The organism is Luteimonas sp. GW821-FHT14E02, assembly GCF_058803905.1.
On the sequence record NZ_JBXAPK010000004.1, the window covers coordinates 345,838 to 361,924 of the forward strand.

The window sequence follows — 16,087 nt, forward strand, 5'->3', positions numbered from 1 at the left end:
GGGCCGTGTGGACGGCCACGCCGGGACAATCTGCAAAAATTTCGTTAGGCTGCATCCCCGGGGGGATTTTTTTCCATCGGGGAGAGTGGCATGAGGTCGATTCGCAAGACGGGCCGTGGGGCGGGAACGTTGACCCTCGGACTGATCGCCGCCGCCATGGCGGCACCGGCAGCAGCGCAGGAAGCCGCGGCCGCGGCAACGCAGCAGGGAGAGGAGACGCAGGCGAAAACGCTCGGCACCGTCAGCGTGCTGGGTTCGCGTCGCGTGCAACGTTCCTCGGACACGGAAACACCGGTGCCGGTGGACGTAATCCCGATGGAGAAGGCGGCTGAGCAGGGCGCGCAGTTCGATCTGGCGCAGACGCTGCAGTACACCGCGCCTTCCTTCACCTCCACCCGCCAGACCGGCGCCGATGGCGCCGACCTGATCGACGGCGCCGCCCTGCGTGGCCTCGGCTCCGACCAGACGCTGGTGCTGGTCAACGGCAAGCGCCACCACACCGTCTCGCTGGTCAACATCTACGGCGCGCGCAATCGCGGCAATACCGGCACCGATCTCAATGCGATTCCGCTGCTGGCGATCGAGCGTGTCGAGATTCTGCGCGATGGCGCCGCGGCGCAGTACGGTTCCGACGCCATCGCTGGCGTGATGAACATCGCGCTCAAGCGCCGGCCCGGATGCGAGACGATCGTCGGCTGGGGCCAGTATTCGCGCGGCGACGGTGATAACTGGCTGGCGTCTGCGTATTGCGGCCTGGAATTCTCGATGGGCGGCGGTCTCTCGGTGACCGGCGAATGGCAGGATCGCGGCCGCTCCAACCGCTCGACCGACGTCAATCCGCTGCGCATCATCGGCGACAGCAAGGTCAAGAACAAAACCGTCTACCTCAACGGCGACATGCCGCTCGGTGAATCCAGCGAGGCATACTTCACTGTCGGCATCCAGAGCCGCGCGGCCTCCTCGGCGGCGTTCGCGCGTGGCGGTATCGGTTCCGACGACATCCCTTCGCGCAATTCGGCGGCGATGTATCCCGATGGCTTCGTGCCCTTTATCGACGGTGATCTGGAAGACCGCTACGCCATCCTCGGCGCGCGCGGTGACGCCGGTGCCTGGCATTGGGACCTGTCGCACACCTACGGCTACAACGAACTGCGCTACACCATCAACCACACGATCAACGCCTCCATCGCCAATCTCGATCTGCAGAACGGCGGTCGCGGCATCAGCCCCGACAGCTTCGACGCAGGCGGGTTCTCGTTTGAGCAGAACACCACCAACTTCGACGTCTCCCGCTATTTCGATGGTGTGCTGAAAGGATTGAACGTGGCCTTCGGCGTCGAGCGTCGCGAGGAGAACTACCGCATTCGCGCCGGCGTGCCGGGTTCCTACGCCGATTACGATGGTGCCGGCGGTGGCAATCCTGGAAGCCAGGGGTTTCCGGGCTTCCAGCCGGGCGATGTCACCGACAAGAGCCGCGACAGCTGGGCGGGGTATGTCGACGTCGAACTCGATGTCACCGAACGCTTGCTGATCGCAGCCGCAGCGCGTTACGAGGACTACAGCGACTTCGGTTCCACGGTCAACGGCAAGCTGGCACTCGCCTTCCGCGCCACCGACAACCTGTTGCTGCGCGGTTCGGTGAGCACCGGGTTCCGCGCGCCGTCGTTGCAGCAGAAGTATTTCTCCTCGACGATCACCGAGTTCGCCAGCGGCACGCCGGAGGACATCGTGATCGCGGCCAACGACAGCGAACTGGTGCGGCTGGCCGGTCTTCCGCAACTCAAGGAAGAAACCTCCGAGAGCGCCACGCTCGGCTTCACCTGGACGCCCAGCGACAACCTGTCGCTGACGTTGGATGCCTATCGCATCGACATCGACGATCGCGTGGTGCTGGGTGGTGATTTCAGGGCGGACGATCCGGATAATCCGATTGCGCCGATCCTGCAGGAATTGCAGGTCGGCTCGGCGCGCTTCTTCGCCAACGCCGTGGACACCAAGACGCAGGGCGTGGACCTCACGCTGACGCACGACACCGAGCTGTGGGGTGGCAAACTCAACAGTTATCTCGGCGCCAGCTACAACAAGACTGAAGTGACCAAGGTGAACCTGCCGGCGGCGCTGGCCGGGCGCGAGGATACCTTCCTGCCGGAGCGTGACCGTCTCTTCATTGAGAACGGCGCCCCCCGCACCAAGGCCGTGATCGGTTTCGACTACACCTACGGCGCGTGGAATCCGAACCTGAAGGTGATCTACTTCGGATCGCAGACGCTCGGTACGTTCTCGGGCACGTCGGGCGGGGTGCCGAACCAGCGCTACGAGGCCAAGACGTCAGCCGATCTCAGCCTTACCTATGCCTTCAACGAGCGCGCCAAGCTGACGGTCGGTGCGACCAACATCTTCGATGTGTTCCCGACCAAGCAGGATCCGAACGAGACCGACAACGGGCATGTCTACGAGAGTGTGCAGTTCGGTCTCAACGGCCGGGCTTACTTCGCGCGCTTCTGGTACAAGTTCTGACGGTATTGGCAAGGCGTTTCATCGGGAGACTCGGATGAAGCGGGCGAAACTCCTCGCGGTGGCGATGCTTTCGTGCATCGCCACCGCGGGATCGCTGCATGCGGAGAAGAAAACGTCTGCCGCCGCGCAGCGATGGACGCCGCTGGCGATTTCGACATCGGACTACGAATCCACGCCGACATTCACGCCGGATGGGCGCGAGATGTATTTCTTTCGCGCGGATCGCAATTTCGGCAATTACCATCTGTTGTGGTCGCGTTGTATCGACGGCGCCTGGTCGATGCCGGTGGCGCCGGCTTTCGCCGCGAAACCGCCGATCCTCGAATCCGATCCGTTCGTGACCGCGGACGGCAAACGGCTCTACTACGTCTCGTCGCGACACAACCATGCGGCGAGCGGCGGCGAGGACCTGGACATCTGGTATGTCGAGCGCGGACGCGACGGTGCCTGGGGCGAGCCGCGGCGCCTGCCGGAACCGGTGAACTCGCCGGGTTCCGAACTGCTGCCGCGTGCGTTCGCGGATGGCCGCCTGATTTTCGGTTCCAACCGTCCGGGCGGGTTGGGGCAGGGCGACATCTACTTCGCCACGCCAAAGTCCGACGGAACATGGACGGTCACCAGTGCCGGCGCGCCGATCAGCACGTCCGCCTACGAATACGAAGCGGAAGTCTCGCGCGACGGACGCACGATGGTGGTCGTGGCCGATCGTGGCGATCGCTCGCACCTGTATCACTTCACGTTGCGCAAGGGGGCATGGGTGGAGCGGGGGCGTGTCCCGGCGCGTGGCGATGTTTTCCAGGTGGGGCCACTGCTGTCTCCGAACGGTGACCGGCTTCTGTTCGCACAGGCCGAAGGGGAGAGGTCGGGCGAATTCTTTCTCGTTGATCTCGAACCGAATCCACGGAAGGGTTGGCCGCCGGACTGCCGACGCTGAAATATCGCGGCTTTCTTCAAGCCGTCACGGCATTGCGCTAGAGTGGCGGGCATGGGCAAGGCCATCGCTCCGAAGATCTCGCTGCGGCCGCTGGAACGCGGCGATCTGCATTTCGTGCACGAGCTCAACAACAACCGCAGCGCGATGGGCTACTGGTTCGAGGAGCCTTACGAATCCTTCGTCGAGCTGGAGCAGCTCTACAGCAAGCACATCCACGATCAGAGCGAACGCCGCTTCATCGTCGAGCTTGAACCGCGCAGTCAGCGCGGTGAGGGCATGGGCGGCGAGGGCGAGCGTGCCGGCATGGTGGAACTGGTGGAGATCGACCATCTGCACCGACGCGCCGAGTTCCTGGTGATGATCGCGCCCGAGCGGCAGGGCCGCGGCTACGGCAGCGTGGCGACGCGGCTGGCGATCAACTACGCGTTCCGCGTGCTCAATCTCTACAAGCTGTATCTGCTGGTCGACGTCGACAACGTCGCCGCGATCCGCATCTATGAGAAATGCGGTTTCCAGCGGGAAGGCGTGCTGATCGACGAGTTCTTCAGCGACGGCCGCTACCACAGCGTGATCCGCATGTGCCTGTTCCAGCACCAGGTGCTCAACGGAACGGGCGACAAACGCGGCGCCTGAGGCGCCGACGATTCTTCACGCGGGCGGCTTGCGTACCGGGGTGCGCACGGGAATGGGCACGTTGCACAGGTCGATATGGCCGGCCGGGCGCTTGTACCAGTCGTCGCGGCGGTTGCGGCGGGATTCGACCACGCTGTCGAAGAAAGGCGTGTCGGTGCGCAGCACTTCGAGGGACGTGCGCTCGGATTCCGGTACTTCGGAAGCCAGTTTCACCGCCTTGATCGGCGCGCGCTGCTCGGCCTTTTCGTAGAAACCCAGCGGGCCGGTGCCGCGCGGCATCACGCTGAGCAGTTCCATGCCCTGCACGACGCGGCCGACAAGGGTGATGTTGCGATCGAGCGCGCGCGGCGATTGCCCCGTCACCACGTACAACTCGGCGCCAGTGCTCGAATCGGCGGCGACGTCACGACCGGCGCCGACCGCGCCGTAGCAGTGCGTCAGCCAGATCTTCTTGTCCTTCGGGTCGCGGGCGGCGGGGAAGCCTTCGGAGAACCCGGCTTGCGCCGCCCATCCGTCCTTGTCCGGCAACGCGTGGAAGGCGATGCCGTCGCTGGAACGCTCGAACTCGGCCGGCAGATGCGATTTGGCGCCACCGAGCGACTTGTGCGGCTGGCCTTCCTCGGCGGGATCACCCCATTGCACGACGTAGTTGTCCTGCGAGCGCAGGATGCTCAGGCCGTCCCAGTAGTGTTCCTTCGCCAGCGCGCGGATGTTGGCGACGTGTTCCGGTGCGAAGTCGGGTGCCAGTTCGATGATCACACGGCCGCTGTCGAGTTCCAGGTACAGCGTGCGCGCCGGGTCGAGCGTGCGCCAGTCGCCGGGCTTCGAGGCTTCAAGCAGCTCCTGCATGGTCTTCGGCTTGGGCGGCGCTTCCTCAGGGGAAAGTGCGAGTGCCGAGGTGGTGGTCAGCAGGGAAGCGATCAGCAAAGCGAGCGGGGCGAAACGCATCGGCGGCACCTCGGATTGCGGGTTGTGAGGATTGGCGAGTGTAAACGCCGCGCCAGCGCCCGGTGAAACGCGTCGCTCCGGCCTGCCGGGGGCCGAATTGGGGCTTGAGGCCCGGAATCGACGGCTAAGTCGCTGATATGACTACCGGCACATTCGCTATACCGAACTTAGCAATAGCATCCTCTCCAAGCCTGACAGGGGCAGGCTGGGTGAGGGACATGGGCGAAGCCGACGGCCAGTTGAAGAAGTTCCAGAAGGAGTTGAGCGCCGGCACTGTGTCGTTGGCCTTGCTCGCGGTACTGGGCACGGCGCGCGAGCCGATGTACGGCTACCAGATCGCCAAGCGGCTGGAACGTTTCGGTGATGGGGTGCTGAGCGGCAAGCAGAGCGCGTTGTATCCGGTGCTGCGCAATCTGGGCGCGGCCGGTTTGCTCGACAGCTTCGTCGAACCGTCCTTGTCCGGCCCGCCGCGCCGTTATTACCGCATCACCGACGCAGGACGCAGCACCTTGCATGATTGGGCCGAAGCCTGGCGCGCGACCCGCGATTCCGTCGATTCCATTCTTGGGGAACTGATTCCATGAACACCGCCAACTCGACACCTTCCGGCGAACCGCTGCCGAGGAGCATCCCCGAATATCTCGAACAGCTGCGCCACGCGCTGGCCGGTGCCGATCCGGCACTGTTACAGGATGCGCTGTACGACGCGGAGGAATATCTGCGCTCGGAACTGGCCGAGAACCCGGGCAAGTCGGAAGCCGAGGTGATCGCGGCGGTCGCCTCGAGCTATGGCGCGCCGGAGGAAGTCGCGGACATCTATCGCGACACCGAAGTGAAGGTACAGGCGGCGCTGCGCCCGCCGCGTCCGCCGAAGCAGCGCTCGCTGCTCGGTCGCTTCTTCGGCGTGGTGGCCGATCCGCGCGCCTATGCCGCGTTGTTCTACATGCTGCTGTCGCTGGTGACCGGTATTTTCTACTTCACCTGGGTGACGACGGGCGCGGCGCTGTCCCTGGGACTGGCGATCCTGATCATCGGCATTCCGTTCGTGATCCTGTTCTTCGCTTCGGTGCGCGTGCTGTCGCTGGTGGAGGGGCGCATCGTCGAGGTGATGCTGGGCGAACGCATGCCGAGGCGTCCGGTCTATGTGGATCGCGAGAAGTCCTTGCTGAGCCGCATCGGCGAGATGTTCACCGATCCGCGTACCTGGACGACGATGCTGTATTTCCTGTTGATGCAGCCGCTGGGGACGCTCTACTTCTCTGTCGCGATCACGCTGATCGCCCTGTCGCTGGCCTGCGTCGCGGTGCCGGTGCTGGTTTGGGTCGGCTTTGGTTCCATCGACACCAGCGGCGGCTGGCCGCTGGCGCTCTTCTCGGGCGAAGGGGTGACCACGACCTTGGCGGCCTGGATGCTGCCGCTGTGCCTGGTCGTGGGTGTGCTGTTGTTCTTCCTCACGCTGCATCTGTCGCGCGGCATCGGCAAGGTGCACGGCCTGATCGCCAAGCATCTGCTGGTGCGCGCGTGAGCGGACGATCGCGTGGGCGCATGAAGAGATGAAGCCGGTGGAGACGGTGAAGCTCTGAGGATTCAGGCTCAGCGATAGTCTCAACCATTCCAAAATCCGTCATCCCAGCTTTCGCTGGGATGATGGGGAAGGGGGCGGCCGAGTCAGCCCGCAGACTTGCGCTTGATCGGCGTCACCTTGCCATCGTCACTCGCGGCCTGCCGCTTCGCGGGCTGCGAGGAATGTGCGGCGATGAATTCCCGCACCTGCGGATAGACCTGCTCGCGCCAGCGGCGGCCGCTGAAGATGCCGTAATGCCCGGCGCCCTTCGCGGTGAGGTGCAGGCGATCGCCCTCGGCGATACCGGTGCAGAGCTTGTGCGCGGCGCGCGTCTGGCCCTGGCCGGAGATGTCGTCGAGTTCGCCCTCGATGGTCATCAGCGCGGTGCCGCGGATCGCCGACGGCTTCACGCGTTCGCCATTCACGTCCCAGGTGCCGCGCGGCAGCTTGAATTCCTGGAACACGGTCTGGATGGTGTCGAGGTAGTAGCGCGCCGGCATGTCGAGCACGGCGTTGTATTCGTCGTAGAAACGGCGGTGCGAGGCGGCGTCTTCGAGATCGCCCTTCACCAGATCCTGATAGAAGTCCCAGTGCGACTGGAAGTGGCGTTCCGGGTTCATCGCCATGAAGCCGGCGTGCTGCAGGAAGCCCGGATACACGCGCCGTCCGCGGCCGGGATAGTTGGCCGGCACGGTGTGGATGACGTTGGTCTCGAACCACCACAGCGGTTTCTCGGTGGCGAGGTTGTTCACCGCGGTCGGGTTTTCGCGCGGATCGATCGGGCCGCCCATCATCACCAGCGAGTTCGGCGTCGGTTCGCCGCGCGCGGCCATCAGCGAGACGGCCGCCAGTACCGGTACGGTCGGCTGGCACACGCTCATCACGTGCAGGCCGTCGGCACCGATGAAGCGGATGAATTCCTCGATGTAGGCGACGTAGTCGTCGAGCGAGAACGTGCCGTGTTCCTTCGGCACCATGCGCGCGTCGACCCAGTCGGTGATGTAGACCTTGTGCTCGGGCAGCAACGTGCGCACGGTGTCGCGCAGCAAGGTGGAGTGGTGGCCGGACAGCGGCGCCACCACCAGCACCGTGGGATCGTTCTTCATGTCCTTGATGTTGGACACGTCATCGGTGTAGCGCTTGAAGCGCAACAGGCGGCAGAAGGGCTTTTCCAGCGCCACCTTTTCCATCACCGGCACGTCGAACTCGTCGACCTTGACGGCGTGGATGCCGAACTCCGGCTTCTCGTAATCCTTGCCCAGCCGGTACAGCAGCTCGTTGCCGGCGGCGATGCGCGAGGCGCCGGGCAGGGCCGAGAGCCAGCTGTCGGGCGCCGAGAACACGCGTGCGTTGGCTTCGGCCCAGTAGGTGAGCGGGGCCATCCAGGCGCGGTTGAGTTCATGCAGCTGATAGAGCATGGGCAACTCTTTGGCGGATGCTGCGCCGCAGCATAGCGGATCGGGTCCGGGATGTCGCGGATCTGGGGAGTCGTATTCAGGTTGGTCGGATGCCGACAGGATCGCACTGTCCGCCCTTCCAGGAACCTGTCAGGACTTTCAGCCCGGCACTTCCAGCGCCGTGGCGCCTTCCGCCAGCGTCGACGAGAGCCAGCAATGGGAGCCGAGCGGCTTGAATCCGAGCGCGGCGAAATGCCTCCGATAGAAAGAAGCCGGGCGCGGCTGGTAGTCGTGGTTGTCGCCCTCGGTCTCGTCTTCGCGCGCGAAGATTTCGAGGAAGGCGACGCCGCCGCACAGCTCGGCCAGGCCGGGCAGGCCGCGGGCCAGTTCGCGCGTATCGAGGTAGTGCATGACGTCGCTGCAGATCAGCAGATCGACCGGCGCGCACGGACGCAGTTGCGCGAAATCGCCGAACTGCGCGAAGCGCAGATTGCGGCGGCGCCCATAGCGGGCAATTGCGTATTCGCTGCTGTCGAAGCCGAGGTAGTTCGCCTTCGGCCGCAGCTTGAGCAGCGGCGCGCGCCAGGCGCCTTCGCCGCAGCCGATGTCGAGCACGGTGCGCAGCGGCCGTTCGAGATGGTATTCGGCGGTGGCGACGGCCACGGCCACCTTGCGCGCGAGGCGTTGTTTTCCGCCGATGCCGCCGTGGCGGTACCAGCGATCGAAGTAGTTGCGGTCGTAGCGTTTGGTCATCGCGACAAGATACCTTGTCGCGCGGGTTCGTTATCGCGCGGCCGGACTATCGCGGGCTTTGCGTGCCCGCGAACGAGCGCCGCAATCCGAAGGCCGCCGCCACCCCGATCACCGCCGCCGCGACGACCGGAATCGACGCCGCCGGCCAGCCCGCGCTCTGCACGATGCTGCCGAACAGCGCCGGGCCGCTGACCTGGCCGAGATAGTTGCCCTGCATCGCCAGTCCCACGGCCACCGCGACCAGCGCCGGGCTCGACATCAGCTGCGCCGCACCGCCCATCACGTTGGCCGGAAGCATTCCGCCGACCGCCATGAACAGCACGGCGAGCGCGAACAGGGCGATCGGCGGCAGGCCGGAGGCGAAGACGCCGATCGCGCACACGGCCATCGTTACGCTAGCGATGGCGATCAGCGACCAGCGCGGCACGCCGCGACGCAGCAGCAGTCCGCTGGCGAGATTGCCGATCACGTTGGAGCCGACGGCGATCGCGCTCAGCAGTCCCGCCGTGAACGTCGAGGCCTGCATGCGTTCCATCAACAGCGTCGGCAGGAAGCTCAGCATCGCGTAGAACTGCAGCGCGTACATCGCGAACGCCAGCGCCAGCAGCAGCGGGCCACGCGCGGTGGCGACGGCGAGGGTGTCGCGGGCGATCGCGCGCCAGCGTGGCGGCACGATCGTGGCCTGTTGCGCGCGCACGCCGAAGGCGAGCAGCACGGCGGCGACGGCGCACAGCACCGCGTTGATCACCCAGAAACCACGCCAGCCCTCGAGCAGGGCGCCGGTGGCGAGCGCGATCGCCATGCCGGCCGGCATGTAGCAACTCCAGATCGAGAACACGAGATTGCGATCCTCCGGCCGCGACAGCCGTTGCAGCACGCTGGCGCCGGCCACCGCGAACAGCAGGAAGCCCGCGCCTTCGAGCACGCGCGTGGCGAGCAGTGTCATCAGTGTGTGCGCGAAACTGCCGAGCAGGCTGCCTAGGGACATCGCCAGCAGACCGACGACCTGCAACGTCTTGTCACCCAGGCGCGCCACCAGCGCACCCGCGGGCACGCTGGCGATGAGGCCGAGCACGCCGAACACCGCCATCACCCAGCCGCCGGCGCGCAGATCCAGGCCGAGATCGGCACTGAGCGCGGGCAACGCGATCGCGGTCTTGCCGACCTGCAGCGCGGCGACGAGGCCGGCGACGAACACCGTGGCGACGGCGGTCCAGTCGGTGCGCGCGACAATCACGGACGCGGGCCCGGATGCCCGGGCGGCGGGGATCGGGGCGTTGTTGCGCAAATTCATGGCAATGGGATGCATGGCGGAAGACGCGTGGTCCTGACGATGCGTGGCATTCTGTGACCTCAAGTGCGCTTGAGGTAAAGGACGATCGCTGGAACGATCCGATCCGCAGGTCCGTCGATTGCGATGCGGCGCGATGCGGATGGTGTGCACGACCGCGCAGATCGGCTCATGTCATGCTAATGCACGCATTTTTGTGGAAAGCCGCCATGCAGCACGCCTATTTCCTCGTCAAAACCTTTCATCTGCTGTTCGTGATCGCCTGGATGTCGGCGGTGTTCTATCTGCCGCGCATCCTGGTCAATCTGGCCGAGATCGGCGATTCGCCGGCGGTGCGCGAGCGCCTGCTGCTGATGGGGCGGCGGCTGTACCGCTTCGGCCACATGATGTTCGGCTTCGCCGTCGTGCTGGGGCTGGTGCTGTGGCTGTATTTCCACGTCACCGGCGGATGGCTGCATGCCAAGCTTGCGGTCGTGGTGTTGCTGCTGGGGCATTACATCTTCGCGGGGCGCTGGCTGAAGGGTGCGGCCGCGGGCAAGTCACTGCCGTCGTCGAAGACGCTGCGCTGGTTCAATGAGCTGCCGGTGGTGCTGGTGCTGGTCGTGATCTATCTGGTGCTCGCCAAGCCGTTCTGAGCAGCGTTTCGGGCAGGCAAAAGAAACCCGCGCCGACACGACGGCGCGGGTCTGGAAAGAAAACATCAATCGAACGGATTGACGAAGTCGATGACGGCTTCGGCACCATCCCCGATCTTGTCGGCGACATTGCTGATCAGGTCGCCAGCGGAATCAAACGCATCCTGGATCGTGTCGCCGCCAGGGATGTTGAGATAGTCGAACGCGGCATCGATGCCGCTGCCGAGTCCGTCGACGCCGAAGTTGGTGAGTTCGCCGACGACATCGACGCCGACATCCGCGGCATTGCCCGGGTCTTTGATCACGTTGCCGAGGGCCTGACCCCAGGATTCGAGCAGGTTGCTCGCCGAGAAATCGGTGCCGATGCCCTTGAAGTCGGGATCGCCGTTGAACTGCCCGTAGATTTCCTGATGCGCGTTCTGCCAGGCGATGTGCTGGCCGGTGGCGATCGGCGTGATCTGTTGCAGTTCCTCCGGCAGCTGCGAGCTGGCCTGGAAGCGGGCGTCCTGCGTCAGCACCGCGCCGCCGTTGCCATCGTCGGTGAAGGTGAAGGTCTGCTCGCCGCGCAGCACGTGGCCGTCGAGCGTCTGGATGCTGATCGCGTTGTTGGCCGGATCGAGATTGATCTGCACCGGCAGCCACGTCGGCACCGGCGTGCCGATCTCCAGCATGTAGCGTCCGCCATCCTCGAGGCGCTCGGTCGGCGGCCGGATTTCCATGCCGCCAGCGCCGAACACTTCGCCGGGATTGTTGACGAAATGGTCGTAGCCTTCCGCGGCGGTCGCATTCGGAATCTGGCTCTGATAGACCGCGTGGGTGACTTCTTCGCCATCCGTGCCGATCGGCGGGTTCGGATTGAGTCCGTCGAGGATGTCCTCGACCTGGCCATCGTTGGGCACGCGCGGCGTGGCGGGCGTGTGGCCGGTGGTGTAGCTGCCGAGCGCCAGCGTCGCCAGCGCCAGCAGTTTGTCGCGCTGGCCTTCCTGCTGATCATGGCTGCCGCCGACGGCCAGGTTCGGATCCGGCCCTTCGATACCGAGCTGGAACTGGTTGTCGCCACGCTGGACGTCGTCGCTGGGGCTGAGCCCGGGCGCGTAGGGGCTGGCGGGCGGATCCTCGCGCGGGGGCGGCGCAGGCGGGGGCGGAGGCGGCTGCTGCGGGAAATAACTCGGAGGGACGGACATGGCGGGCACCCGGATGCGTGGAATGCCGTGAACCTACCGCGATCCCTCACCCCGCGTAATCTGGGGCCGACCCTAGTGAAATGAGGGGAAGGGTGGCCTGGCGGCGGCGAATCAGCCGCCGTTCGCCGAGGCCGATCCGTTCTGCTCCAGCCGGTCCATCACGCGATGGACGTCGTGCGTGGCGACGCCGCGCCTGCGATCGGGCAGGGCGAAGAAGGCCGGGTGCTCGAGTGTCCGCGTCATGTCCTGCAGGCCGCTGCCCCAGTGCTGCCGCATGGTGGTGGTGGCGAAGGCGTAGTCCTTGAACTGTTCCTCGAGCGGCTTGGCCTGATAGATCAGCTGGATGATGTTGTAGACGCGATCGTCGAGATAGGGCGCGAGCGTGTCCTGCAGATGTTCGGGCGCCTTGCCGTCGGGCAGGGTCTGGATCAGTTCCGTCAGCGCCGCGCGCAGTTGCTGGATGCGCGCGACGAGCGTGGTGCCGCGGCGGGTGCGGCTGGAGTACTGGATGTCCTTCACGCGTTCCAGCACATCCATGATGGTTTGCGGACGTGGACCGCGCGCGCTCCATAGATCGACCTGCAGCGCGAGCGTGTCCTGCCGCGGCCATTCGCCGAGGACGCGTTCCAGCGGCGTGTTCGAGACCAGGCCGCCGTCCCAGTAACGCTTGCCGTCGATCTCGACAGCGGCGAAGGCGGGTGGCAGCGCGCCGGACGCCATGATGTGCTCGGGCCGGATGCGCGTGCTGGCGCTGTCGAAATATTCGAAGTTGCCGGTGTCGGCTTCGGTGGCGCCGACGGTCAGGCGCACGGTCTTGTCGCTGTGGATGCGGTCGAAGTCGACCAGGCGTTCGAGCGTTTCGCGCAGGGGCGCGGTGTCGTAGAAACTTACCGCGGCATCGCTGCCGTCCTGATAGAGGAACGGCGGCAGGTGGCGCGCGATGAAGAATCCGCGCTGCCCTTGCAGCAGCGCCGCCATCGCGCTCATCCAGCCGATCCAGGTATCGTGCTGCGCATTGCTCGGCGACATGCTGTTGGGCAGCAGACCGAGCGCGACGCGAATGATATCGGCGGGCAGACCGAGCGCGCCGGTGGGCCGGCAGATCAGTTCCCAGAATTCGCGCAGCCGGTCGAGACGATGCTCGGGGGCGTTGCCGGCGAGGATCGCCGCGTTGATCGCGCCGATGGAGATGCCGGCGAACCAGTTGGGACGGATGCCGGCCGTGTGCAGGCCTTCGTAGACACCGCATTGATAGGCGCCGAGCGCGCCGCCGCCTTGCAGGACGAGAGCGACGGAAGGATATTTCGCGACGGACGCACAGACCGCCGCGAGCGGATCGCGTGGCGGCGCGGCCTTCTTCACCGTCTTGCTGTCCGTGGAAGCGGCTTTCGCGGTTTTCTCTTTCGTGGCTTTGTCTTTCGCAGCTTTGTCTTTCGTAGCTTTGCCTTTCGCCGCGACAGCTTTCGTCGCTCGGCCTTTCGCGGCCTTGCGAGTGTCCATTGCCTGTTTTTTCACTGCATGTACCAGCCGTGGCTGACCACCAGGCTCTGCCCGGTCAGCGCATTGGTCTCGAACGCGGCCAGGAACAGCGCGGTGTTGGCGACGTCGTCGACGGTGGTGAACTCGCCGTCCACGGTGTCCTTGAGCATCACGTTCTTCACCACTTCCTGTTCGCTGATGCCGAACTCCTTGGCTTGTTCGGGAATCTGCTTCTCCACCAGCGGCGTGCGCACGAAGCCGGGGCAGATGACATTGGCGCGAACACCATATTCGGCGGCTTCCTTGGCCACCACGCGGGCCAGGCCGAGCAGGCCATGCTTCGCGGTGACGTAGGGCGCCTTCAGCTTGGAGGCTTCGTGCGAATGCACCGACCCCATGTAGATGATCGCGCCGCCCCCGCCGTTGCCTTGCGTGTGGCGCTTCTGCATGTCCTTCAGGCATTCGCGCGTGGTGAGGAAGGCGCCGTCGAGATGGATGGCGAGCATCTTCTTCCAGTCGGCGAGACTGAAGTCGGTGATGCGGTTGACGATCTGGATGCCGGCGTTGGACACCAGCACGTCGACGCGGCCGTAGTGCGCGACGGCCTTGGCGACGCCCTCCACGACCTGCTGTTCGTCGGTGACGTCCATCGCCACCGCGAGCGCGTCGCCGCCGGCGTTGCGGATTTCGGCGGCCGTGGCTTCGGCGGCGTCGAGCTTGAGGTCGGCGATCACCACCTTGCCGCCGTTGGCGGCGTACACCTCGGCGATGCGCTTGCCGATACCGCTGGCGGCGCCGGTGACGAGGCAGACTTTGTTGTCGAGACGGGACATCGGGAGTTCTCCGAACGGAATGACGAACTGCTTAGGATTCAGGCTGCGGGTTTAGGCCGCGGGTTCAGGCCGCGTAGCCTAGGAGCATGGATGTTCAAGGGCCGTCAGGGTTGCCGGCATGCACGCAACGGTTCGTTTCACTTCCCGTCGCGCGTGAAGCTGGCGGGTTCGGGCAATTCCACCGGCACGCCATCGGCGTTGCAGCCGCCCGCCGCGCACAGGCGCGCGCGCAGCGTCGGCATGGCCTGCACGATGAAGTGGTAGATCGTGTTCTGCTCCACCGAACCACGCACCGCGTCGCTGCCCGGGCCGCGTGCCCAGATGCCGACGTCGTCGCCGCCGTGCGATTCGGCCTTGGTCGGCACCAGCGCTTCCTGCAGGTAGTCGGGATCCTCGGTATTGACGTTGGTGAGGTCGGGGCGGCCTTGCACGGGCTCGAAGCTGCTGGCGACGTGGTCGTAGCGCTTGGGTCCGGCCGGCTGCTGGTTGCTGGCGCCCGTGTTGCCGGGGCCGTTGCTGTAGTTGAGCGTGGTGTAGGGCAGGCCGGTGGCATCGCGCGCATAGTCGCCGGCGTTGTCGTCCTCGCCGCTGCTGCCACGCACCTTGCCGAGGATGGGATTGCCGCGCACCGGATAGCCGACGAAGCTCAGCGTATGCGAATGATCGGCGGTGACGATGATCAGGGTGTCATCGCTGGAGGTCGCATCGGCCGCCGCCCGCACCGCTTCGGAGAGCGCGATGGTATCGGTGAGCGCGCGATAGGCGTTGCCGTAATGGTTGGCGTGATCGATGCGGCCGCCTTCGACCATCAGCACGTAACCCTTGGGATTGCGCGACAGGATGTGGATGGCGCTGCGCGTCATCTCGGCGAGGCTGGGTTCGCCGCCCTTGTCTTGCGGCCGGTCGTGTTCGAACTGCATGTGGTCGTAGTTGAACAGGCCGAACAGCGAGGGCGCGTCCCGCGCTTCCTGCAGCTGTTTCGCGTTCCAGACGTAGCGACCCTGCGGATGTGCGCGCTGCCACTCTTCGATCAGGTTGCGGCCGTCGAGGCGCTGGCCGACCTTGTCGTCGTCTTCGGCGTCCTGCAGCGTCGCGGGCGCGAATTCGCCGCGTCCGCCGCCCATGACCACGGTCGGGCCCGAACCGAAGCGCGGCGCCAGCAACTGTTGCGCGATGTCCTTGCAGCCTTGCTCGATCGCGGTCGCCGGCATCTCGGCGTCGTTCTCCCAGTTGCGCTCCGGCACGTGCGCGTAGGTGGCGGCAGGCGTGGCATGGGTGAGGCGCGTGGTGGTGACGACGCCGGTGCTGAGGCCGGCGCTGTCGGCCAGTTCCAGCCAGGTGAGCCTGGGATGCTGCAGCGCCGTCGCGCAGTCGCCGCGCTTGCCGGTGCCGTCGACGCTGATCACACCGGCACGCGTTTTCACGCCGGTCATGATCGCGCTCATGGTGCCGGCCGAATCCGGCGTCTGCGCGTCGGTGTTGTAGGTGTGGCTGAACGCCGTCGCCGGGAAGCGTTCCCACGAAAGCTGGCTCTCCTCGCCCGACTGGCCCTTGCGCTGGCCGTCGAGAATGCGCGCGGCGGCGACCGTGGTGAGGCTCATGCCGTCGCCGAGGAACAGGATCACGTTTTTGGCGCGGCCGCGCATGGCGCCGTTGGCCACCGCGCGCGCCGCGCCGTTGCGATACCACCAGGCCGGGGTCTCGCCTTGCGGGTGCTTCACGGCCGGGACTTCGATTGCCGCCACGTTGGCGGTGGCCGGCGCGGGACCGCTTTCGCGAACGTTGCCGCTGCAGGCGGCCAGCAGGGTGGTGAGACAGGCGATCGGCAGCGGGCGCATGCAAGGGTCCTGGATTGCGAGCGCGCCATTATGCCGCCTGGAGATGACATTCCGGCCTTTTGGACGCTGTGTCGCGCCCGC

Annotated in this window: 14 protein-coding genes; 6 read left to right on the forward strand and 8 right to left on the reverse strand. The window is 65.8% G+C overall.

All coding sequences use genetic code 11. From position 1 onward, the window contains the following. Positions 1-90: 90 nt before the first annotated feature. From AC1RNP_RS09275 to speG, 3 genes are read left to right on the forward strand one after another with little or no spacing between them, the layout of a single operon-like run. Complete coding sequence (locus tag AC1RNP_RS09275) at positions 91-2,517, forward strand: TonB-dependent receptor plug domain-containing protein (RefSeq protein ID WP_493050960.1); 2,427 nt, start codon at positions 91-93, stop codon at positions 2,515-2,517. Between the two features lie 34 nt (positions 2,518-2,551). Further along, a complete protein-coding gene (locus AC1RNP_RS09280; RefSeq protein ID WP_493050961.1) occupies positions 2,552-3,451 on the forward strand; it encodes a TolB family protein in 900 nt (299 codons plus the stop codon). Positions 3,452-3,502: 51 nt separating this feature from the next. After that, the gene (gene speG / locus AC1RNP_RS09285; RefSeq protein WP_493050962.1) at positions 3,503-4,084 is read left to right on the forward strand and encodes a spermidine N1-acetyltransferase; all 582 of its coding nucleotides are present in this window, start codon (positions 3,503-3,505) and stop codon (positions 4,082-4,084) included. Between the two features lie 15 nt (positions 4,085-4,099). On the opposite strand, the gene AC1RNP_RS09290 is transcribed toward speG, so the two are convergent. Next, a complete protein-coding gene (locus AC1RNP_RS09290; RefSeq protein ID WP_493050963.1) occupies positions 4,100-5,032 on the reverse strand; it encodes a peptidylprolyl isomerase in 933 nt (310 codons plus the stop codon). A 218-nt stretch (positions 5,033-5,250) separates the two neighbouring features. On the opposite strand from AC1RNP_RS09290, the gene AC1RNP_RS09295 reads away from it, so the two are divergent. Beyond that, positions 5,251-5,616: a PadR family transcriptional regulator gene (locus AC1RNP_RS09295; RefSeq protein WP_226469755.1), complete on the forward strand. Its 366-nt coding sequence runs from the start codon at positions 5,251-5,253 to the stop codon at positions 5,614-5,616. Continuing rightward, positions 5,613-6,557, forward strand: coding sequence for a sensor domain-containing protein (locus AC1RNP_RS09300; RefSeq protein ID WP_493050964.1), 945 nt, complete (start codon positions 5,613-5,615; stop codon positions 6,555-6,557). The genes AC1RNP_RS09295 and AC1RNP_RS09300 overlap by 4 nt, the downstream gene beginning before the upstream one ends. Positions 6,558-6,700: 143 nt before the next feature. Here the strand turns inward: AC1RNP_RS09300 and AC1RNP_RS09305 are convergent, their stop codons facing one another. The 3 genes from AC1RNP_RS09305 to AC1RNP_RS09315 all read right to left on the reverse strand — a co-directional run bounded on the left by AC1RNP_RS09305 (position 6,701) and on the right by AC1RNP_RS09315 (position 10,040). After that, the gene (locus tag AC1RNP_RS09305) at positions 6,701-8,014 is read right to left on the reverse strand and encodes a polyhydroxyalkanoate depolymerase (RefSeq protein ID WP_493050965.1); all 1,314 of its coding nucleotides are present in this window, start codon (positions 8,012-8,014) and stop codon (positions 6,701-6,703) included. Positions 8,015-8,152: 138 nt separating this feature from the next. Continuing rightward, entirely contained in the window at positions 8,153-8,746 is a 594-nt protein-coding gene (locus AC1RNP_RS09310; RefSeq protein ID WP_493050966.1) for a class I SAM-dependent DNA methyltransferase, read from the reverse strand. A gap of 46 nt (positions 8,747-8,792) precedes the next feature. Next, positions 8,793-10,040: an MFS transporter gene (locus AC1RNP_RS09315; RefSeq protein ID WP_493050967.1), complete on the reverse strand. Its 1,248-nt coding sequence runs from the start codon at positions 10,038-10,040 to the stop codon at positions 8,793-8,795. A gap of 206 nt (positions 10,041-10,246) precedes the next feature. Between AC1RNP_RS09315 and AC1RNP_RS09320 the strand changes: the two genes are divergently transcribed. Then, positions 10,247-10,672 carry a CopD family protein gene (locus AC1RNP_RS09320; RefSeq protein ID WP_493050968.1) on the forward strand — a complete coding sequence of 142 codons (426 nt, stop codon included), beginning with the start codon at positions 10,247-10,249 and terminating at the stop codon, positions 10,670-10,672. 65 nt (positions 10,673-10,737) lie between these two features. Here the strand turns inward: AC1RNP_RS09320 and AC1RNP_RS09325 are convergent, their stop codons facing one another. From AC1RNP_RS09325 to AC1RNP_RS09340, 4 genes are all read right to left on the reverse strand, one after another. Further along, entirely contained in the window at positions 10,738-11,856 is a 1,119-nt protein-coding gene (locus AC1RNP_RS09325; protein ID WP_493050969.1) for a DUF1990 domain-containing protein, read from the reverse strand. Positions 11,857-11,967: 111 nt separating this feature from the next. Next, on the reverse strand, positions 11,968-13,218 hold the full coding sequence (locus AC1RNP_RS09330) for a patatin-like phospholipase family protein (RefSeq protein WP_493050970.1): 1,251 nt from the start codon (positions 13,216-13,218) through the stop codon (positions 11,968-11,970). 149 nt (positions 13,219-13,367) lie between these two features. Then, complete coding sequence (locus tag AC1RNP_RS09335; protein WP_493050971.1) at positions 13,368-14,168, reverse strand: 3-hydroxybutyrate dehydrogenase; 801 nt, start codon at positions 14,166-14,168, stop codon at positions 13,368-13,370. A gap of 137 nt (positions 14,169-14,305) precedes the next feature. Beyond that, entirely contained in the window at positions 14,306-16,006 is a 1,701-nt protein-coding gene (locus AC1RNP_RS09340; protein ID WP_493050972.1) for an alkaline phosphatase, read from the reverse strand. Between the last annotated feature and the right edge of the window lie 81 nt (positions 16,007-16,087).